Source organism: Agriterribacter sp. (assembly GCF_035497235.1).
In the GTDB taxonomy this organism is placed as follows: Bacteria; Bacteroidota; Bacteroidia; order Chitinophagales; family Chitinophagaceae; genus Agriterribacter.
Genome location: NZ_DATJEB010000022.1, coordinates 1 through 20955, shown reverse-complemented (window position 1 = coordinate 20955; position 20955 = coordinate 1). Strand labels below are relative to the sequence as shown.

Annotated in this window: 17 protein-coding genes; 4 read left to right on the top strand and 13 right to left on the bottom strand. The window is 43.8% G+C overall.

Annotated elements, in window-relative coordinates; all coding sequences use genetic code 11:
• Window positions 1-91 precede the first annotated feature (91 nt).
• Window positions 92-238 carry a hypothetical protein gene (locus tag VL121_RS06335; RefSeq protein WP_325403325.1) on the top strand — a complete coding sequence of 49 codons (147 nt, stop codon included), beginning with the start codon at window positions 92-94 and terminating at the stop codon, window positions 236-238.
• Between the two features lie 79 nt (window positions 239-317).
• Here VL121_RS06335 and VL121_RS06330 read toward each other — a convergent pair whose 3' ends face one another.
• A complete protein-coding gene (locus tag VL121_RS06330) occupies window positions 318-2396 on the bottom strand; it encodes a TonB-dependent receptor (protein WP_325403323.1) in 2079 nt (692 codons plus the stop codon).
• A gap of 80 nt (window positions 2397-2476) precedes the next feature.
• Window positions 2477-3466 carry a pyruvate dehydrogenase complex E1 component subunit beta gene (locus VL121_RS06325; RefSeq protein ID WP_325403321.1) on the bottom strand — a complete coding sequence of 330 codons (990 nt, stop codon included), beginning with the start codon at window positions 3464-3466 and terminating at the stop codon, window positions 2477-2479.
• A gap of 133 nt (window positions 3467-3599) precedes the next feature.
• Here VL121_RS06325 and VL121_RS06320 point away from each other — a divergent pair, with 133 nt between their 5' ends.
• Window positions 3600-4349, top strand: a complete 750-nt coding sequence (locus VL121_RS06320) for a DeoR/GlpR family DNA-binding transcription regulator (RefSeq protein WP_325403319.1) — start codon at window positions 3600-3602, stop codon at window positions 4347-4349.
• A 104-nt stretch (window positions 4350-4453) separates the two neighbouring features.
• Window positions 4454-5875 (top strand): M20/M25/M40 family metallo-hydrolase, encoded by a 1422-nt coding sequence (locus VL121_RS06315; RefSeq protein ID WP_325403316.1) that lies wholly within the window; start codon window positions 4454-4456, stop codon window positions 5873-5875.
• A gap of 150 nt (window positions 5876-6025) precedes the next feature.
• On the opposite strand, the gene VL121_RS06310 is transcribed toward VL121_RS06315, so the two are convergent.
• A complete protein-coding gene (locus VL121_RS06310; protein WP_325403314.1) occupies window positions 6026-7003 on the bottom strand; it encodes a serine hydrolase domain-containing protein in 978 nt (325 codons plus the stop codon).
• A 158-nt stretch (window positions 7004-7161) separates the two neighbouring features.
• Here VL121_RS06310 and clpB point away from each other — a divergent pair, with 158 nt between their 5' ends.
• Window positions 7162-9807: an ATP-dependent chaperone ClpB gene (gene clpB / locus VL121_RS06305; RefSeq protein WP_325403312.1), complete on the top strand. Its 2646-nt coding sequence runs from the start codon at window positions 7162-7164 to the stop codon at window positions 9805-9807.
• A gap of 162 nt (window positions 9808-9969) precedes the next feature.
• On the opposite strand, the gene VL121_RS06300 is transcribed toward clpB, so the two are convergent.
• The 10 genes from VL121_RS06300 to gyrA form a co-directional block, all read right to left on the bottom strand.
• On the bottom strand, window positions 9970-10548 hold the full coding sequence (locus VL121_RS06300) for a YdeI/OmpD-associated family protein (protein ID WP_325403310.1): 579 nt from the start codon (window positions 10546-10548) through the stop codon (window positions 9970-9972).
• A gap of 78 nt (window positions 10549-10626) precedes the next feature.
• Entirely contained in the window at window positions 10627-11031 is a 405-nt protein-coding gene (locus VL121_RS06295) for a DoxX family protein (protein ID WP_325403308.1), read from the bottom strand.
• A gap of 9 nt (window positions 11032-11040) precedes the next feature.
• A complete protein-coding gene (locus VL121_RS06290; RefSeq protein ID WP_325403306.1) occupies window positions 11041-11508 on the bottom strand; it encodes an SRPBCC family protein in 468 nt (155 codons plus the stop codon).
• A 6-nt stretch (window positions 11509-11514) separates the two neighbouring features.
• Window positions 11515-11838, bottom strand: a complete 324-nt coding sequence (locus VL121_RS06285) for an ArsR/SmtB family transcription factor (protein ID WP_325403304.1) — start codon at window positions 11836-11838, stop codon at window positions 11515-11517.
• Between the two features lie 320 nt (window positions 11839-12158).
• Entirely contained in the window at window positions 12159-13190 is a 1032-nt protein-coding gene (locus VL121_RS06280) for a DUF3500 domain-containing protein (RefSeq protein ID WP_325403302.1), read from the bottom strand.
• A gap of 376 nt (window positions 13191-13566) precedes the next feature.
• Window positions 13567-15285, bottom strand: a complete 1719-nt coding sequence (locus tag VL121_RS06275; protein ID WP_325403300.1) for a tetratricopeptide repeat protein — start codon at window positions 15283-15285, stop codon at window positions 13567-13569.
• A gap of 434 nt (window positions 15286-15719) precedes the next feature.
• The gene (locus VL121_RS06270) at window positions 15720-16028 is read right to left on the bottom strand and encodes a hypothetical protein (RefSeq protein ID WP_325403298.1); all 309 of its coding nucleotides are present in this window, start codon (window positions 16026-16028) and stop codon (window positions 15720-15722) included.
• 8 nt (window positions 16029-16036) lie between these two features.
• Window positions 16037-16279, bottom strand: coding sequence for a hypothetical protein (locus VL121_RS06265; RefSeq protein ID WP_325403296.1), 243 nt, complete (start codon window positions 16277-16279; stop codon window positions 16037-16039).
• Between the two features lie 612 nt (window positions 16280-16891).
• Window positions 16892-18157, bottom strand: a complete 1266-nt coding sequence (locus VL121_RS06260) for a tetratricopeptide repeat protein (RefSeq protein ID WP_325403294.1) — start codon at window positions 18155-18157, stop codon at window positions 16892-16894.
• Between the two features lie 38 nt (window positions 18158-18195).
• Window positions 18196-20835 (bottom strand): DNA gyrase subunit A, encoded by a 2640-nt coding sequence (gene gyrA, locus VL121_RS06255; RefSeq protein WP_325403292.1) that lies wholly within the window; start codon window positions 20833-20835, stop codon window positions 18196-18198.
• Between the last annotated feature and the right edge of the window lie 120 nt (window positions 20836-20955).

Below are 20955 nucleotides of genomic sequence, written 5' to 3'. Positions count from 1 at the left end.
CCCGTTTTCTTTAAAAACCTTGTACTTCATACTGCGGACAGCTACATTTGCGTTAATTAATCATTATCCTCTAAAACTAAATGAATCATCCATGAAAACTCAAGTAATTAAAGCCAATCATGCTGTAGAAATGCCCACCTGGAAACTGGTTGCCAAATTAGGTTTGTTAGCCGCGTTTTGTATGGGTTTATGCTACCTTTTCGCAGTTGGTATGTCGTCTTTAGCTACCATATTTTAAGCTATCATAACAGATGCCGTTTAGTTCAGTGCCGCCCTGATGGAAAAACTCCGCAAGCCATTGAACCAAACGGCATTTTTTAAAGCGTTACGATCAATCCTCCGTAGTAATTTCTTTTTGGGGCGGGATTATAATACCTGTTGCCGAAAGCATTAATATCATTCCCCAGGCTGTACAACTGGTTCAGCGCATTATCAGCTCCTGTAAAAAACTCAACGGAAAACGCATTGAATTGTTTTTTCCAGCCCAGCCTGCCCAGCAAAATATCGTAAGAAGGCGCGTAAAAGGTGCTGCCATCATTTAAAGGAAGCTTTGAAGTACAGGTGAGTGAGGCGTTAACATATAACCCCCACCTGGTAGTTATATCAAAACCTCCCCACCATATGGTTTTGGCTACCCCGGTTAAATCATTCCCAGAATAATCCTTATTGTCAACCATGTAATCCGTAAATGAAAAATCATTCAGCGTAATGCTTGCCCGGAGTTTCGCACTTTTAATAAAAGCAGCGCTGTAGCGTACCAGCGCATACTCGGCAAAGGTTTCTATACCCTTTTGATTGGTTCCGCCTGCATTTACAAAATATTCGGCACCCACATCGTTTATTCTTCTTACAATAGCATCATGCAGCCTGAACCGGTAAGCGCTAATATCAAATTGCAGCCTGTTGGCCAACGCCCTGCCGCGAATTCCTATTTCACGGTTCCAGCCATATTCGGGCTGCAGGTTACTGTAAAAACTTCCTTCCGATGGTCTTACTTCGGCTATAGAAGGCGGTGAGAATCCTTTACCTGCAGAAGCATACACAGATATGTTTTCTGAAATACGGTACAGCCCTGCTAACCGTGGCAGCAACTGCTCATCCAGCTTCTTTTTCTTTTTTGAATCATCAGTATCTGTAAGCCGCTGATAACGGTAAATAAAGAAATTGGAACCTATACCCGCCTGCAATTGAAATTTTTTACCTACCATCCATTCGCCCTGAATGAAAGGAGATGTCTGTCTTGCCCGTATTTTGTCTTTAAACTGAATCGTATCGGCTTTTCCCCGGCGGTTTCCGTAATTATTGATGGCAGAATAGTTATACAACCACTCCATTCCGGCAGTAAACTTTAAATCGTGCTTACCGGCAGCGGTATGGTATACCATTTTGGTACGCAACCCGAGGTTCGTTTCTTTCCTGGTTTCAAAATTGGTAATAAAAGGGTTTTTAAAATCGGTATACGCCAGCATTACCGAAGTAATATTGCTCCAGTTTTTATTGAACTGATGCCGGTTGCTGATACCTGCAAACGGCGTTTTGTTATAAATAGCCGCTTTTTGTTCCACCGCTCCCGGTGCGGTAGCTGTGCCGGGTCTTGCCTGGCGGGGATTTTCCTGCATTTGCTGCAGATTCAAACCGCCGGGTGTTTGGTAGTACATATCTGCATACATTAATATCCAGTCCAGCTTATCTTTTCCAGATACCCGGGCATATCCGTTCCATTGTATTACATCCCTGCGTAAGCGGGTATTTTCCCGGTAACCGTTCGACTGCAGATGGCTTTGGGTGAAGGATGAGCTTATGTTTTTATCCTGGTACTTCCATTGCACATTTTCGCCAAGCAACCCATACGAGCCGCCGGTAACCTGGGCGCGGAAATGATGCTCAGCGGAAATATTTTCCTGCAAAAAAGGTGGTTCATCCGGGTGAAGAATAATAACGCCGCCGGTATTGGCCCCATACATGCTTCCACCGGGGCCTTTCAATACCTCAATTTGAGCAATGCTGTGCTGATCCGCCAGGTTAAAATATGTATTTCCGCCTGCATCGGTAAAAGGAATGTCATTCCAGTATACTTTTATATTCCGCACACCAAAAGGAGAGCGAAGCAGGCTACCTCTTATGCTTAAACGATAACTGCCCGGAGAACGTTCTTCCATCCTCACTCCCGGAACCATATTTATTGCAGGTACCAGCGATGCTGTGGAAAAACGTTGCATATCGCTGCGGCTTACTATTCCGGCAGATACTGGGGTTTCCAGGAGGCGGCGGTCCGACTCGAATCCTTTAATAACAACTTCGGTCATTAAAGGGATGGTATCGGCAGGAGATAGCTTTTGTTGTCCGAATGAATAAAGCGAATGGAAAAAGAATAATATGTATATACTTTTTTTCATCGGGAAGTATTCAAATGTATTCAAAAAAATCCCGGAGCGCTTTACCCCGGGAAAAATATTATTTCGGAATCCGGAAAAAATTATTTACGGATGTACATTACTTCTTTTACCAGCTTTACCGTGCGGGGAACATCGGGCAGGTAAGCCGCTACCAGGTTGGGCGCATAGTGCATGGGAGCGTCAACGCTTGTAATTCTGCGCACAGGGGCATCTAAGTAATCAAACGCCTCTTTTTGTATACGGTAGGCCAACTCAGACGATACGGAGGCAAATGGCCACTGCTCTTCCACAATTACCAGGCGGTTGGTTTTTTTAACCGATTCAAAAACGGTATGCCAGTCTAACGGGCGAATGGTACGGAGGTCAATCACTTCCGCGCTGATATTCTCTTTTGCCAGCTCTTCCGCCGCGCCCAGTGCAACTTTCATCATTTTATTAAAAGAAACGATAGTAACATCCGTTCCGGCGCGTTTAATATCTGCTTTTCCAATAGGAATAAGATATTCTTCTTCCGGCACTTCCCCTTTTTCGCCATACATAACTTCACTCTCCATAAAAATAATGGGATCATCATCCCTGATAGCGCTTTTTAATAAGCCTTTTGCATCATATGGGTTGGAAACGGAGATCACTTTTAAACCGGGGATATTGGCATACAGGCTTTCAAACGCGGTAGAATGCTGTGCGCCTAACTGACCGGCAGAACCATTGGGACCGCGAAAAACAATAGGACAACCTACCTGTCCGCCACTCATGGCCAACATTTTGGAAGCTGTATTTAATATCTGGTCGAGCGGCAATACCGCAAAATTCCAGGTCATATATTCCACAATCGGACGGAGCCCGTTTTGCGCGGCGCCTACTGCCACTCCCGTAAAACCCAGTTCGGAAATAGGCGTGTCAATCACTCTTTTAGGACCAAATTCATCCAGCATACCCTGGCTTACCTTGTAAGCGCCATTGTATTCTGCTACTTCTTCACCCATTAAAAACACACGGTCGTCACGACGCATTTCTTCGTTCATCGCTTCGCGCAGCGCTTCCCGAAATTGTATAACACGGTTTGCCATCCTTATTCAGATTTGAGGATAGCAAAAATATTGGTTGTAGCGCAGATAACCAAAAGGATGTAAAACGGGATTAACTTAATTGCGCTTCTTTTGCGTTTATTTCTATTACTTTTGGGCAGAAACAAATCTGAAAATGTTAAAACGCGAACGGCAGGCTTTTATCCTTCACCAGGTTAATATTCATAACAAAGTGCTTTCTTCCGGTTTAAGCGAAGAGATGAAAGTATCGGAAGATACGATTCGCCGCGACCTCCAGGAATTATCTGATGAAGGCAAGATCATTAAAGTACACGGGGGCGCCTTATCCTGCTCCTTTAGTCATGTGGGCTATCCCTCCGAAAAAATATATTCACATACGCATAAAAAAATTATCGCCACCAAAGCGCTTAGTCTCATACAGGACGGGATGTTTATACTAACAACCGGCGGAACCACCATTATGGAACTGGCGCGGATATTACCTATGCAGTTGAAGGCCACTTTTGTATCGTGCAGTATACCCGCCATACTCGAATATTCCAATCATCCCAATATTGATGTAATTGTTATAGGAGACAAGCTCTCCAAGAACTCAAAAATTACGGTAGGCGGTGATGCTATTGCCGCTATCCGCCAGATCAAAGCGGATATTTGCCTGCTGGGCGTTAACTCTATTGATATTGAGCATGGGGTTACAGACAGCGACTGGGAAGTGGTACAAATTAAAAAAGCCATGATTGAGTCTGCCAAAAAAACGGTTTGTCTTACCATTTCCGAAAAGGTAAATACGGTTCAGCCTTTAAGGATTTGCGGTTTGCACCAGATTGATATACTGGCTACTGAATTGCCGCCCGAAAACCCACTCTTGCAGCCCTATGTTAATGCGGGGATACAGGTGTTGTAAGAGGTAGAGATTTGAAATGATGATTTGAAATTTGAAATGAGATATGCTGCTGTCATGTTTATCATAAAATAACGTATTTTCTGCCACGAATGCCCGAATATTTCATGAAATACTTTTTGCTCTTCATTTCCCTGTTTTTTTATTCCGTCATTTATTCGCAAACTTCCATTAAGGGTAAAAATATATTCAGGCATATTGAATATTTATCGTGTGATGCATTGCAGGGCCGTTGGCCCGGAACGAAGGGAGACAGTATAGCCGGGCAATACATTAAAACTGCTTTTTCAAAATCGGGTGTACTGCCTTTGTTTGGGCAGTACGATCAGCCATTTGATGTAATTGTTAAGCTGGATGCCCCGGCAAGCGGTAATTTTATCCGCGCAGGCAGCGAAGAAAGCCTTCTGCTGAATAAGCAGTATAGCATTTTTCCTTTTTCAGGTTCTGCTATCTTAGAAGCGCCCGTATTGTTTGCAGGTGATAACGCTATTGCTTTTAGTGCGCAACAGCATTCAAAGCCATGCTGGATAGTGCTCTGGCGCCATAAAACAGCAGATCCTGCAACAGACAGCTTATCGGATTATGCACTATCAGTAAGGGCCATGCAAAATGGAGCGGCAGGCGTAATACTCATTTCGCCCGACAGCGTGGATAGCAAAGATGTGCTGGTAAGATTGCGTCCGCGCCGGGACAAGCCTATAGCCATTCCCGTTGTTCAGCTTACCCGAAAGGTATGGCAGCAAATGCAGGCGAAATTATTTTCGGGAACAACGGCTGGTGATAAAAACTATTATTTATCCGCTGCGCTTCTTTCGGGATCAGTGAATATCCGACAGCAAAAAGTTATTGCCAGAAATATAGTGGGTATAATAAAAGGCAGTGATCCGCAACTGCAAAATGAATACATTGTGCTGGGTGCCCATTACGATCATTTGGGCTATGGCGGTTTTGGCACCGGCTCATTAAAACCCGATACCACTGCTATACACAACGGCGCAGACGACAACGCCTCTGGCACTGCCGCTCTGCTGGAAATAGCAAAGGCTTTGCAGCGCAATCAGAAACAGTTGAAGCGCAGTGTAATTGTGGTGGCTTTTGCGGCGGAAGAAGAAGGCTTGCTGGGATCGCAGTATTTTACAGATCATCTTCCGGTATCACAATCTGCCATTAAAGTAATGCTCAATATGGATATGGTAGGGCGGCTGAATGCGGAACACCAGTTGTATATGGGTGGCGCCGGAACTTTTCCGGGAGGTGTTGATTTTATGAAAAGCCTTGGTGAAGGTTCAGGGTTAAATGTAGTGGTACATGCCGGGGGAGTTGGCGGGTCGGACCATGTGTCTTTTTACCGCAAGGGTATTTCCTGCATTGGGCTGCATACAGGCGGACATCCGCAATACCATACACCTGCCGATGACGCAGAACTGATTCATGTTGCAGGAATTGAAAAAGTGGCGCGGTATATTTATCGTGCGGTATATGCACTTTCTGTACGCAAAGGAGAATGGGGGTTTATTAAGCAGGAGTGAGGAACAAAAGCCCGAAGCCGGAATTTCGAAATCTGAAGCAAAATGCAACCAGGAACTACAAATGATAAACCACCAATAATAAACGATAACCCCAGATTGAAACGAGTTTCCCCTGATACCTGACACCTCATATCATCCCTTCATCCAATCCTATTTTCCTCGTACTGCCTCATCTACAGCGGCTTTAAATTGCGTGTACATTTCTTTTCCCTGTTCGCCAGACTGGGGTTTTAGCAGTAAAATAGCGGCATAATTATTTTTGCGGTCAATATAGGGCCAGGTACCTATAAAAGAAGGGCTGCTGAGTACGGTACCCTTTCCCTGCGCGTCTTCTTCCATTAGCCATGCGCCTAATCCGTAATGCAAACCTTCGGTTCCTTTGGGCGTATACTTTACCGGTAAATTGGTGAACTGCGCCTTTTCCATTTCTTCAATGGCTTTTTCACTCATCACGCGTTTGCCTTCAAACATGCCATTGTTTAACAGCATGACCAGGAAATTCATATAGTCGTTAGCGGTAGATTGCGCCCCCGATGAAGGATTGACGTATAAATTATCGTAATTGAAAAAAGTAGTGCTTCTCATTTTTAAAGGGCGAAGCAGTTTTTCCTGCACTACCCGGTCAAAAGTTTTACGGCTCACCACTTCCAGCATGCGGCCCGCAATATTCATTCCTACATTACTGTAAAAAAACTCTGTTTGCGGGTTGGTTACAATGGCTCTTTTTGTTGCAAAATGATTGATCTCTTCCTCCAGCGATTCAAATTTGGATTTAGGGATGAGTTTGCCGATACCGCTTTTTTCGCCCTCCAGCCCTGTGGTATGCGTAAGGCAGTGCCTCAGGTTGATATATGCCTTCATATATTGGGCTAAAATGGGAATGAGCTTACCGGCTTTGGTGTCTAAAGTGAGCTTGCCTTCATCAACATAGATCATTGAAACCGCGGCAGTGAGCCATTGCCCGCTGGCGCCTACGGGTACCTGTATTTTACCGTTAAAATCTTCACCAATCTCTTTTCTATAAACGATCTTCCCGTCTTTCCAAACCAGGGCAACAACCTGTTTGCCCAAAGTTTTTTGATTTTTTTGTAGCATATCATCCACACCTGTAAAATTATATTGGCTCATAACCGGCTGCAAGAATAACAGGAAAGTTGCTAATAAGCTGAAATACAGGCAGGTTGATATGGTTTTATATGACATAATTGCTGTGTTTCGTTTTTGGATTGTGTTTTGTGCAATGAGGGTTAAAGTTATTTGAAAACGAATAAAGGAAAACTTAAAATATGAACTTAAATAATTTCACCATTAAAGCACAGGAAGCAATGGCCAAATCGCAGCAGGTCGCTTTCAATAATAACAATATTAATATTGAAACAGAACATTTGCTCAAAGCGCTGCTGAGTGATGACGATTCGCCTATTGAATTTTTGCTGAAAAAGAATAATGTGAACGTAAGCTTTGTGGAAAGCAAATTAGACGAGAGCATTAATAAATTGCCCAAAGTACAGGGCGGCGAACCCGCACAGGTTATTAGCCGTGATGCTAATAATGTGGTTTTGCGGGCAGGCGCGTTGCTGAAACCATTTAATGATGAGTTTGTAAGCGTAGAACACTTGCTGCTGGCTATTTTGCAGGGTAACGATAACAGCGCCAAGCTGCTGAAAGACGCGGGGTTAACCGACAAGGGTTTAACAGCGGCTATTAAAGATTTGCGCAAAGGGTCTACCATTTCTTCCCAAACGCAGGAAACACAGTTTAATGTACTGAATAAGTTCGCTAAAAATTTAAACGAGCTGGCAAGACAGGGCAAGTTAGACCCGGTAATAGGCCGTGATGAGGAAATTCGCAGAACCTTACATATCCTTTCGCGGCGTAACAAAAACAACCCCATGCTGGTAGGAGAACCAGGCGTAGGCAAAACCGCTATAGCAGAAGGTTTGGCCATGCGTATTGTAAATGGTGATGTGCCTGAGAACCTGAAAAGTAAAATTATTTATGGTTTGGATATGGGGCAACTGATTGCTGGCGCTAAATATAAAGGGGAATTTGAGGAAAGGCTGAAAGGGGTAATTAATGAAGTTACCAAAAGTGACGGGCAGATCATTCTTTTTATAGATGAAATTCACACGCTAGTTGGCGCGGGTGGGGGCGAAGGCGCAATGGACGCGGCCAATATTTTAAAGCCTGCACTGGCAAGAGGCGAATTAAGGGCTATAGGCGCCACTACATTAAATGAGTACCAGAAATATTTTGAAAAAGATAAGGCCTTAGAAAGGCGGTTTCAGCGGGTGCTGATTAGTGAACCCAGTGTAGAAGACGCGGTTTCTATTTTACGGGGTATTAAAGACCGTTATGAAACCCATCACCATGTGCGTATTAAGGATGAAGCTATTATTGCCGCGGTAGAATTATCGAACCGTTATATTTCCGACCGCTTTTTGCCCGATAAGGCTATTGACCTCATTGATGAAAGTGCTGCCAAGCTGCGCTTAGAAATGAATTCTATGCCGGAGGAACTGGACCAGTTAGAAAGGCAGATCCGGCAACTTGAAATTGAAAGGGAAGCCATTAAAAGGGAAAAAGATGAAGAAAAGCTGAAAGAGCTGGCAAAAGAGATTTCGCTGCACAGCGTGGAAAGGGATACCCTGAAGGCCAAGTGGCAGGAAGAAAAAGAGCTGGTTGAAAAGATACAGGCCGGCAAAGCCGGTATTGAAGCATTAAAAACAGAGGCCGAAAAAGCGGAGCGCAATGGCGATTACGGAAGGGTAGCGGAAATCCGCTATGGGAAAATACAGGAAGAAGAAAAAAAGATAGAGCAGTTTACTGTAGAGTTGAATGAATTAGCTCCCGAAAAAAGGTTATTGAAGGAAGAAGTGGATGCGGAAGATATTGCGGAATCGGTAGCCAAGGCCACAGGTATACCCGTAACTAAAATGCTGCAAAGTGAAAGGGAAAAACTGCTGAACCTTGAAGATGAATTACACAAGCGAGTGATAGGGCAGGAGGAAGCGATAACCGCTGTAGCGGATGCCATTCGCCGCAGCCGCGCAGGTTTGCATGATCCCAAAAAACCTATTGGCTCGTTTATTTTTTTGGGTACCACCGGTGTAGGTAAAACGGAACTGGCAAAAGCGCTGGCGGAGTACCTCTTTGATGATGAGAATATGATGACGCGGATTGATATGAGCGAATACCAGGAAAAGCATACTGTTAGCCGTTTGGTGGGCGCTCCTCCGGGGTACGTGGGATATGATGAAGGCGGGCAGCTAACCGAAGCCGTTAGGCACAAACCCTATAGCGTGGTGCTGCTGGATGAAATAGAAAAAGCGCATCCCGATGTATTTAACGTGTTGCTGCAGGTATTGGATGACGGCCGTTTAACCGACAATAAGGGGCGTGTGGTGAACTTTAAAAATACCATCATCATTATGACCAGTAATATGGGCAGCCAGGTGATACAGGATAATTTTGAAAATGTAACCGAAAGCAACAAGGAAGAAGTGGTGGAAAATACCAAACGTGAAGTATTGAATATACTGCGGCAAACCATTCGCCCGGAGTTTTTAAACCGTATTGACGATATTATTATGTTTCAGCCGCTGATGAAGAGCGAAATACGCGGCATTATTAATATACAGCTCAATCATTTAAAAAGCCAGGTGTTGCAGAACGGCATTACATTAGAATTTACCGGTTATGCGCTCGACTTTCTTGCCGAAAACGGCTATGATCCGCAGTTTGGCGCCAGGCCATTGAAAAGACTGATACAGAAAGAAATTGTGAACCAGTTGAGTAAAAGAATACTGGCAGGCGATATAGACAAAACGAAACCTGTGCTGGTGGATGTGTTTGATAATACCGTGGTGTTCAGGAATGAAAATCCGGCCGGCAATGCTACAGACGAGAAAAAGCGGAAAGCGCTTTCTTAAAATATTTTCATTCTTAATATTAGCGTTATCCTTTTGGGTAGCGCTTTTTTTGTTTATTAAGTCGCGCCGGGGTCTTCATGAAAAGCTACGTGGGCAGCTATGAGACCCTGGCGCTGAGCAATGTTTCTTTGAGCGTCATATCAGGTATAGTCAGCTTCCCCATTAATCTTCCAGACCCAGTCCATCCAAAATTTTCGGGATATATTTCTCTACTCTCGCCTCCCGGGTTTTGGATTGTTTGGCCTGGCCAAAATAAAAAAGATAGGCCCGTTGCCGTCCCGGTGTTAGTGCCTCAAACGCTTTTTTAAGGGCAGAGTTTTTGTTGAGCCGGGTTTGAAACTCTTCGGGTATGCTGTAGCCGGAAGTTTTCTTAAGCTTCACTTTCAGCCCGGCTTTTTCTACTTCAATAGCTTCATACATATAGGCTTTCAGGATATTTTTTTGCTGAATGAGCTCTTTCACATCTGTAAAGCGGATCTGCCGTGCCGATTGCACATTTTTGGTTTGCTGCATTAAAATGCCATTGGGATCCTGGAGCAAAACCCCCTTAAAAAGCAGGAAGGCACAGTATTCTTTGAACACATGTATTAAAACAATGTTGGCATTATTGTACTGGTAGCAGGGACAGCCCCATTTCAATGTTTCTTCCAGTCCGCAGCCGAGGGCAATGGCTCGCATCTGCCTGATCTCTTTCTGCCATTGTTCATTTTTGTCGAAGTACCAATCTGCTTTGGGATTCATTGTATTCATTTATCTAAAAAAAATTCAATCATCGGAACAATAAACACGGTGCCGCTTTTGTCATTGTGTAAAATAAAGCTAACGGCTGAGCGCTGGCAACCTCCTGCCCGCCGGCCGGAAATACCACGACACCACCGTTAGTACTATCAGCAATACCGGACCAAACAGTGCTGCGGCGTTATCGCCTACGGCTATGTGCGAGATAACCGCTCCCGACATAGTAAAGAAAAAACCTGCATAGGCCCATTCTTTCAGCAAGGGAAGCCGCGGCGCCAGCACGGTTATTACACCCAATATTTTCCATATGCCCAGTATGGTTAACAAATACATCGGGTAGCCCAGGCGGGTCATCATGTCAGTTTCTTCTTTCATTCTGATCAATTGAACGATTGCGGTTGATACCATTCCCAATGAAAGCCATATGGTAGCAACCCAATAGATAATTTTACCGGCTTTGCCAGCAGGTTGATTTTGTTTTGACATAAATAATGATTATTTTAATGCACTTACAATCTCCTGCAACCGATTGTGCGCCATATTAATACCATAGGCAAAGGGAAGTTTGAGCTGTTGCTCCCTGTGTGCCGGGGAGCGGTAAATAATATGCATGGTGAGCCTGCTGGTGCCGGGGGTAAGTGGCTCAAAATCTATGAACTCAAGCTGGGCATCGAAACCGGCACTGTCCATTTCAAATGTGCGCACGATCTTTTGATCCGGAACAATATCATGAATGGCTCCATGTGCCTTAAACAACAGGTTTCCCTGCGGATCGCTGGTTGCAAAGGAGTAGCCGCCGTGCTGTTTGTTTTCCAGCTTCAGCACTTTGGTGCCCATCCATTGTTCAACGATGCCGGCTTCTGTATAGGCACTGAACAATAATGCCACGGGCAGATCAAATTCCCTGGTAATGGTTAAGTCCTGTTTGCCGTCTTCGGCGTGGACCTTTGTTTTACGTTCCATTTGATGCTATTTTTTTGTTTTATATTGTTTCATCACGGCTTCCAGCTTGTTGAACCGGTCATCCCACATGTTGCGGAAGGGTTCAATAAAGTCGGCTATTGTTTTCATCTTTTTGGGATTTAACTGATAATAAATCTCCCTTCCGGTTTGCTCCTGTTTCAGCAGTTCGCATTCGGTGAGTATCTGTATGTGTTTGGAAATGGTTTGCCGGGATGAGTTAAAATGCTCCGCGATGGCGCCGGGTGTCATGGCGTGTACCGCCAGCAGGGTAATGATCGCCCGGCGGGTAGGGTCGGCTATGGCCTGAAATACATCTCTTCGTAAATCCATTATGCAGCTATTTGACTGCAAATATATATGCAGTCATTTAACTGCGCAAATTTATTTTTCAGATGAAAAGAGTAATGCAGGAAGAACAGCCTGTTGCTAAAGCAGAATAACAGTTTATATTCAAACCAGCTTTAACAGGAAATCGTTCGTTTCCAGAAAATCCCTGCATGATGATAGTATTAAGCAGGGATTTTAATTTAGCTCATAGCGGGCGGCACAGCAACGCATTTCTTTGCGGACTTTGCCCCTTTGCGTCCTCTGCCTGCCCGTCTGTTCAGGCGGGCGTGAAACAATACCTGAAAATAGAGGAGGTTAAAATTTTACCGCTTCTCATTTTTATGATGCCCATTCTTGTAATGCTCCAATAAAGCATCTTCTCCAAAATCATTTTTGAGATCGCGGATCACCGTATGAATATGGTTTCCATTATTCTGGGTATTGTCGTATTCAATAATAATTGTTGGTCCGTGAATGCGGTAATAGCAGGGTTTTCCTATTCCTCTTTGCTGATGCCCGGCCCAGGCAAACCGGAGATTTTCCATACCGGCATTTTTAATATCCTGCAGCATTTTGTCAGACAATTCCTTTTTATAGCGGTCCAGGTAAACTTCCAGGAGCCGCAAAAATAATAGTTGCGCTTTTGTGCCCAGCTCCATATAAGGTACTCCCACTGCTTGCTCAATCATTGCTTTTCGCGCAGCGCCTGTTATTATTTCAGACGGTGCAGTTGTGCTTATGATGGCTTTTTTCAATTCAGTTTCTGAAAGACTATGTAAAAGTTCGAAACCCGCAGTTGTTTCCTCTTTTAAAATTTCTTTATTCTTTTGAGGTCCGGATTGTACTATCGCAGGATTGGATCCCAGGAATGAAGGTGTTCCCGAGAGGAGTAAGTTTTTGTGTGCAGAAAAATTAAAAGAGATATGATGTCCTTCAAAACGCCATCCCCATATACCGGAATCAGACGGTGTTCCGAAAATAGTTAAAAAGTATTTTCCGGCATCCCGGAAATGATCATCCCGGGATCTTTGCTCCAGTTCTTTTAACAGTATCTCCAGTTGCATAACCGCCGTTATCTTTTCTACTGCAGTATTATTTAGTGAAGTGCGCAACAGGGTAAATACCTGCTGTTGTTGAGCCGTATTGAGCTCATTCATTGAAATGCCTTTACGATCATTAAGCGGTACGAAGTGAAAGTTGTACCGTTCAGAAGTGTCAAATGGCAATAAGGTTTTGCTTCTCTGTCCGTTATTGAGCAGTTTAATAAAACGATTGGCTTCTGTCGTGATATCCTGAGCCTGAGCCGGCAAATACAATATAACCGTAAAGAAAGCAATATACCAGAAACGGGTCATATAACCTGTGAATTGAAATGGAATATAAACAATTCCACGTAATTGCTACGCGCGGATTGTAAGCTTTCTAAAAACTATTGTGAAATTTGTTTTGTTACTTTTTTTGCGGAAAAAAAAGTAACGCAAAAAAACCGCCGGAAACATATTACCCCCATGTTTCCGGGAAGAGCTTCGATTGAGCTTTAGTGCTACTGTGACTTCAGCAATAGGAATACTACTGTTGGCGTATCTGCTATATGCTAATTAAATTGGAGAGACAAAGAAAAGTAAAGATGCTATTGTGGCTTTTCAATTCTTTGCCTTGCATCGCTGCTCCTTTGCGCCCGCTGCGTGAAACATCTTCTCAACATTGGCATTGGTTTGTGAAGAAACCACCTCAAAACACATCACTGTCTCTGGCAGCAACTTTAAGCCTTGCAGCAACCTTTGCCGCCGCTTCATTCTTGCCCTGCTGTTGTAAAGCTTTATGCAGCCCGTTCAGCGACCATACATTTTCATTGTTATCTTTCAGATCGTTGCGGAACATGGCTTCGGCTTCTTTCCAATTGCCTGCCCGGAAATATGCATCAGCCAGGTAATACTTCGGGTTCAGCAGCCAGTCTCTCGGCTCGTTATACACCATATTGTTTTCCCTTTCAACAGCTACCTGGAAATGGGAGATGGCCTCCGTATAATTTTTCTTTGCCAAAGCAATCGTTCCTGCCAGCATGTTGTCAGCAATCACGGCACCATCAATAGCAGGGGAGAAAGGAGTAAAGGGTAAGGAAAGCACAGGGTCTTTCACCAGCTTTTGTACGATGCCCGATTCCGCTTCTGCCTCGCTGATCTTACCCGTATTCGCAAAAGCCATTCCTCTTCCGAAATGTGATAACAACGTTGCATATACCTTCGATGAGTCAACTGCCGGGGTTTCCAGCAAACCCTTCCAGTCTTCGAACCTGATCATGGTGAGGGTGGGCACCATGTAGATATAGGCAAGGTAATTGCCCATTGCACCGGGTTCCGATAAAAAGGCTTCAATCGTTTTTTGAAAAGCAAGCGATTTATCAATGGTATATTGCCTGCGTCCGGCATGCATGGCACAGTTAATCAGCATATGCTCATTATGCAGCCGGTATAAAAACTCACCTCCTGCCACTGCCGGGTACAATTGAAGATAACCGTTGAATTGTGCCACTGCTTCTTCATTCACCCGGTATCCTTTGCCATAGTAGCCGGTACGCAGGTAAATATGCGAGGGCATATGCACCATATGCGCCAGCCCGGGGGTTAACCGGCCCAGCCTGTCGGCGCTGGCCAGGGCTTTTTCCGGGTAAGGCGAAGGCTCCATTACGTGGATATAATAATGATTCAGCCCCGGGTGTTCCGGGCTTTTTATCAATGTTTTTTCTAACACGGCGCGTATGGCGGGTGTCCAGGGTTTGGGGGTGCCGTTGATATTCCATAGCTCCCAGGGATGTTCAATCATCATGGCATCTACATATAAAGCGGCAATATCTGCATGGGCAGGGTACCGGGTGTATAATGTTTGCATGGCCTGCTTATAATCCGCATTCAGCTTTTCTCTTGTTTGCGTGGTATCTTTTGAATACCGGGCAGTAATGGCCTTGATTAGCCCCCGTTCTACAGGCGATGCTTTTGCCAGCAATGCATTGGCTTTATCTACTGCTTCGAGCGCCTGGGGCAGCACTGCATAACTAACATCATTGATGTTGGGCCCATAGGCCAGCGCCTGTGCCCACCAGATCATTGGATTCAGGCTGTCAAATGTAGCTGCTTTTTTAAAGGATGCCAGCGACTCAATAATGTGAAAGCCATAATAAGTATTTATGCCCTGGTTAAAATAGAACCGGGCGCTGTCGTGCGGGGTATTGATCTTCCATTGGTATATCCCCGCTCCCGGCATGGGTGGAATATCAGTCTCTTCCGTCCATTTTTCCATAACCTGCCGGTCGGGACTGCAACTGATGCTGTTGGCAAGCTTTAATGCATTGATCGTATTTATTGCCGGTGGCTGTACGGCAGAAACGGTTGACAACCTCGTTGCACCGGCTGCTGCCAGCAAAGCCAGGGCTAAAAAGGAGAGGAGTTTCATGGCAGATAATTAAGATAAAAAGATACAACATTTCCGGAAATGGTATATAAAAAACAGGCTGGTTTTTTTGGGGGAAGTGTAATATTTGCGCCAGGTAGCGTAGAAGGAAAATTATTATCCGGGCGTACCCGCCACGGCAGGTTTTCCGTTGCCTTTGAGGTTGCATGTTCATAAGCAGCAAAATTTTTAACCGGTGAAATATTGGTCGGATGGAATGTAAATAATGACCACTTTTAAGGTGTGAACACGACCGCCAACAGGGAAAAGTTTTTATGGTACAGGCTGTAGTGCTGCTATGAAGCTTCCGTTGCCACGCTCGCTTGTACGTTCTGTGTTCTATTCGGCAATAATGCGCCACGTAATATGAAATCTATAATTGTAGAAGAAAAGTTTAATAGCATGTCATTTTGAATTGTATCGTTGTAGTTTCTATGCTATTTATTTCCGGGAATTTTATAACCAATCCTGATAGCGAATGTGTGGAAATGTTCGCCGTAAGCCAAACCATCGGAGGTAATAAAACGGTAATCAATTGAAAAGCTGAATTTTCGTTTTTGAATGCCTGGTTCTATACCAATAAAGCCACAAAAATTTTCGTGGCGGCCTTCAATATCAATACCAAAACCTGCTTTGGGCTCAATAAAAGCCGATCTTATATTTTTTCTATACCCAATAGAAGTAAGCGCAAAAGTATAGCTATATGCATCGTAATCTAAATCCTCATATAGCCTGTCAATGCCCAACGTGGCAACTAAAGCATTTTTTTTTTACCAACTGGCAATAAGAGCTTTACATGGCTTCCAACTCCCCAAAGTGGATATCCCTCACTTAATGCAAAATCTATAGAGCCGGTTACTTCCAACTGAGGCTTTTTTTCCTGCTGCGCATTTGAAGAATAACTATAAACATGCAAGCAAAGCAGAATAAGGGTTGAAGGTTTAAGTAACATTGATAAAAAAATTACATCTAATGGTTTGGGGAATTTAAACTTCATCTACCCTTGTGTTTCGTAGGTAAAATATCAATCATTTCTTGGCTGCTTGAATACATCTACTATTAAGGGAATAGAAATTAAAGATAATTATAAATACTTTTTTAAATCTTTTCTCATTATTTCAACCTGTTCTTCATATAGCTTATTCAATTTATCTCTAACAAATTTTATATCTCGAATTAGTGTTAACGTAATCCTTTAATTTTCATTATCAACTTTATTTTCCTATAATTTATATTATGTTAAGTATGAAAATGCAGAACTGAACTTTGTGTCCTTAGAGTCTTAGTGGCACATCTTCTATACCGGTCCTTCTGAGACAACCTCTACTATTTTTTAGGGAACAGCATCTCATGCGGTCGGGAGCTCCTTTAGATTTTATTTTCTTCGTGTTTTAGAGACTTTTCCGAAGGGTCGAAACAAGGAAAAGCATAATGGCTGCCTGCCGTAACCGACCCTGAAGGCGATTTGATAACGATAAAAATATAAAGGTCCCCGATTTGAAAGTAAGATGGGTGAAAGCTTCTCAGGAAGCGGAGTTGCATTAATTGAAAAAGGGAAGCCTGACACGCTTCCCCTTTTTTTACTTATTATTTTTTAAAAGATACTTTTTTACTTGTTATCAGCCTCATCGTATTTCTTCTGGTAGAAATCTGATTTCGCTTTATCTCCTTTCCTGTCGTAGCAGTAAGCCAGGTTGTTACAGGCCGATTTAAATTCAGACTTCTCCGATAATTTCAGTGTTCCCTTATTATCATATTCCTTAAACACCACTTCAAAAGGAGGAATAGCTTTATCGCATAAAGCCAGTACCTGCGCTTTCAGGTCGTCTTTTTTCTTTATGTCGTCAGGAGTTTTCCCTTTTATTTTGTTGGCATCTTCTTCAATAAACAGTGCCTGGTTAAAATAATGTTTGGCCAGGTTGAGGTTGGCTTCCAATGCATCCGGCTTAATTGCCAATGCCTTTTTGTACAGCCCTTCTATTTTCAGGCAACGCTCTGCATAATCGGCGGGTCTGTCTTTTGCATCGCTTACATGCGTTTCATTAAATAACTCATTGGCATAATCGAGGATCAGGTCGAATCCTTCCGGGTTGGCGGCAATAAGCTCTTCATATTTGGCATAAATGGCTTTCTTATCGCCCTGCCCGCGCAGGTAATCAAACTCTACTAATGGCAGGTAGTCATCCTTAGGATATAATTCACGCCCTAATGCCACATATTTTTGCATATTGGGAATGTCCTTTTTATCAAGATAGTATTTTGCCAGGTAGCGATAGGTAGTTACATGTTCGGGTTTAGTTGCCACTTTGGCGTCAGCCAGCTTCTGAAACATGGCAACGGCTTCATCGTCTTTTTTAGCATTCATGGCAGCAAGGGCGGAATAATAGACCTGAGTAGTGTCCAGCTTATATAAGCCCCAACCCTGGTCAAAGATATAGCTGCCGATCTCACCCGCTTTTTTGAAATTTGCCAGTGCATCTTCATATTTCTCGGCATTGTACTGGCTGGCCGCTGCATCGAAATAGCTGCCATATAAATCGTAAACAGGTTTATAGCTGTCTACTGTTAATAAGGTAGTGGCTTTGGTTTTGTCTATTTCCTGAGCCTTTTTTATGGCTTCAAAAGCTTCTGTTCTTCCATCGGCTACCAATGTTTTAAACTGATCATTGGCTGCAATAGCACCGTAAATTTTTGCCTTGGTGTACCACACTTCCACATTTTTTTGGTTTTTGGGTACGGTTAGCAAAGCGTCAATTCCCTGCTTGGCCTTATCCAGTTCATTATCTTTTAGCATGTCTTTCACCTTGTTAAGGTTTTGTGCCGAAAGACCCAATGTCCACCCCGCCATGAGGGCGATGAGCATTATTTTCTTCATATGTGTTGTTTGTTTAAATACTTATAATTATTTGGATATTAAACACCCTCACCCGGATTTTCTTCCGGTGCAGGAGCGCTGTCTCCTTCTGCCTGCCCATCATCCGCATCTTCATTGTTTTCTGCCTCGTAGCGGGCCAGTTTTGTAATGGCTGCTATGGCATCATCGTCATCAAGCCTTATCAGCTTTACCCCCTGGGTGGCTCTTCCCTGCTGGCTTACCTGGTTTACCGCCATCCGGATAGTAACACCAGACCTGCAGGTGATCATCAGATCTTCTTCTTCCGTTACATCCAATATGCCTACCAAAGCCCCTGTTTTGCCGGTAACGTTAATTGTTTTTACACCCTTACCACCGCGGTTGGTTATACGGTATACTTCTTCTCCGGATTCATCGGTAATGGCAGTACGCTTACCAAATCCTTTTTCGCTAACAACCAGTACCGTCCTGGAATTGTCGTCCTTTTTGACACAAATCATGCCAACCACTTCATCGTGCTCATTATCCACTTCAATACCCGTAACACCTATGGCTCCGCGGCCGGTTGAACGTACTTTGCTTTCAGGAAAACGGATCGCTCTTCCGCTTTTCACCGCCATCATTATTTCACTATTACCGTCTGTCATTTTTGCTTCCAGCAACTGGTCTCCTTCTACGATGGTTATTGCATTAACCCCGGTTGCACGCGGTCTGCTAAAATCTTGTAAAAGCGTTTTCTTAATTGTACCTTTTCGGGTACAAAGTACAATATAATGACTCTTTACAAATTCCTCATCTTCTAAATTCTTTACGGCTATAATAGCACGCACTTTATCATCCGGGGGCAACTGGATGAGGTTTTGAATTGCCCTGCCTTTACTGGTTTTATCGCCTTCAGGCAACTGGTATACTTTCAGCCAGAAGCACCTTCCTTTTTCTGTAAAATAGAGCATAGTATGGTGGGTAGACGCCACAAATAAATGCTCAATCCAGTCTTCCTGCTTGGTACGTCCGCCTATAGCGCCTCTGCCACCCCTGTTTTGCTGCCTGTATTCCGTTGCCGAAGTTCTTTTTATGTAGCCCTGGTGAGAAATGGTTATCACCACATCTTCTTCTTCAATCAGGTCTTCCAGCCGCATCTCATCGGCAAGATATTGAATTTCGGTTTTACGGCTGTCGCCAAATTTATCTTTTATTTCAATGAGCTCTTTCTTTATAAGATCATACCGCATTACTTCATTCCCCAGCAACTCTTTAAGATAAGTAATCTGTTTCATTATTTCCTCATACTCTTCTTTTATCTTTTCCCGCTCCATGCCGGTAAGCCGTTGCAATCTAAGTTCCAGTATAGCTTTAGCCTGCACTTCATCGAGTCCCCAGCCAGCGCCTACCAGCTTTTCTTTGGCTATTTCGGGTGTAGCTGAACTGCGGATAAGCGAAATCACTTCATCCAGGTGATCTAAAGCAATCAGGTATCCCAGCAATAAATGTGCTTTCTTCTGCGCTTCCCTTAATTCAAACTGGGCACGCCTTACCACTACTTCATGCCTGAATTCCACGAACTCGCTGATCAGATCCCTGAGGTTAAGTAATTTTGGTCTGCCTCTTACAATGGCCACATTATTGATGCCATAGGAAGTTTGCAGTTCGGTGTGCTTATATAAATGGTTAATAACTACATTGGCTATGGCATCCCGCTTCAGATCTATTACTATCCGCGTACCTTCTTTTTCATTCGACTCGTTATTTACATGTGCTATTCCGTCAATAATTTTTTCATTTACCAGCTCTCCTATTTTATTGGTAAGTATATCACGACTTACCTGGTAAGGCACTTCCGTAATAATAATTTGCTCTCTTCCGCTGGGTTTGGTATCTACATGTAATTTGCCACGCATCACTACCCTGCCCCTGCCGGTATGCATACCCGTTTTAATGCCTTCATAGCCGTAAATAATGCCACCTGTAGGAAAATCAGGCGCTTTTACGTATTTAATAAGCTCCTCAATAGTAATTTCCTTATTGTCAATATAAGCAATGCATCCTTCAATTACTTCCGTAAGGTTATGGGGCATCATGTTGGTGGCCATACCCACGGCAATACCACTCGATCCGTTTACCAGTAACTGGGGAATACGGGTAGGAAGAATGGAAGGCTCTCTTTCCGAATCATCGAAGTTCGATTGAAAATCTACCGTGTCTTTTTCTATGTCATCGAGCATATGCTCGGCTAATCTTTGCAGCCTTACCTCCGTATACCGCATTGCCGCCGGTCCATCGCCATCCTGGTTACCAAAGTTTCCCTGTTTGTCAACAAGGGTATACCGCATGCTCCAGTCCTGCGCCATACGCACCATGGCATCATATACCGAACTATCGCCATGCGGGTGGTATTTACCAAGCACCTCCCCTACCACACGCGCCGATTTTTTATACGGGCGGTTATAGTTCAGTCCAAGGTCGTTCATGGCATATAAAATGCGGCGGTGTACCGGCTTTAATCCATCCCGCACATCGGGCAGGGCTCTCCCTACAATTACACTCATGGAGTAATCAATGTAGGCGGTTTTCATTTGCTCTTCAATATTCACCTGGATGATGCGGTCATTGTCGCTGGTTTCTAAGGGAACTAAGTTATCTTCCATAATAATTTTCTGGTTCTGATGCTTGTTGCCGGGCGCTTTAAAAAATAAGTGCAAAGGTACTGTTTTTAAGCCTCTTTAGCCTTATTTTTAGTCTTTTTCTATCCTTTTTATCCACGGAATGTGGATAGATCATCCCCCGGAAAATAAATTAACATGGCTTTGAAAAAAAATAGC

Excerpts from the sequence above, each read along its gene's own strand:
- VL121_RS06335 (WP_325403325.1), top strand. The coding sequence starts at position 92 with ATGAAAACTCAAGTAATTAAAGCCAATCATGCTGTAGAAATGCCCACC.
- VL121_RS06330 (WP_325403323.1), bottom strand. The coding sequence starts at position 2,396 with ATGAAAAAAAGTATATACATATTATTCTTTTTCCATTCGCTTTATTCA.
- VL121_RS06325 (WP_325403321.1), bottom strand. The coding sequence starts at position 3,466 with ATGGCAAACCGTGTTATACAATTTCGGGAAGCGCTGCGCGAAGCGATG.
- VL121_RS06320 (WP_325403319.1), top strand. The coding sequence starts at position 3,600 with ATGTTAAAACGCGAACGGCAGGCTTTTATCCTTCACCAGGTTAATATT.
- VL121_RS06315 (WP_325403316.1), top strand. The coding sequence starts at position 4,454 with ATGAAATACTTTTTGCTCTTCATTTCCCTGTTTTTTTATTCCGTCATT.
- VL121_RS06310 (WP_325403314.1), bottom strand. The coding sequence starts at position 7,003 with ATGAGCCAATATAATTTTACAGGTGTGGATGATATGCTACAAAAAAAT.
- clpB (WP_325403312.1), top strand. The coding sequence starts at position 7,162 with ATGAACTTAAATAATTTCACCATTAAAGCACAGGAAGCAATGGCCAAA.
- VL121_RS06300 (WP_325403310.1), bottom strand. The coding sequence starts at position 10,548 with ATGAATCCCAAAGCAGATTGGTACTTCGACAAAAATGAACAATGGCAG.
- VL121_RS06295 (WP_325403308.1), bottom strand. The coding sequence starts at position 11,031 with ATGTCAAAACAAAATCAACCTGCTGGCAAAGCCGGTAAAATTATCTAT.
- VL121_RS06290 (WP_325403306.1), bottom strand. The coding sequence starts at position 11,508 with ATGGAACGTAAAACAAAGGTCCACGCCGAAGACGGCAAACAGGACTTA.
- VL121_RS06285 (WP_325403304.1), bottom strand. The coding sequence starts at position 11,838 with ATGGATTTACGAAGAGATGTATTTCAGGCCATAGCCGACCCTACCCGC.
- VL121_RS06280 (WP_325403302.1), bottom strand. The coding sequence starts at position 13,190 with ATGACCCGTTTCTGGTATATTGCTTTCTTTACGGTTATATTGTATTTG.
- VL121_RS06275 (WP_325403300.1), bottom strand. The coding sequence starts at position 15,285 with ATGAAACTCCTCTCCTTTTTAGCCCTGGCTTTGCTGGCAGCAGCCGGT.
- VL121_RS06265 (WP_325403296.1), bottom strand. The coding sequence starts at position 16,279 with ATGAAGTTTAAATTCCCCAAACCATTAGATGTAATTTTTTTATCAATG.
- VL121_RS06260 (WP_325403294.1), bottom strand. The coding sequence starts at position 18,157 with ATGAAGAAAATAATGCTCATCGCCCTCATGGCGGGGTGGACATTGGGT.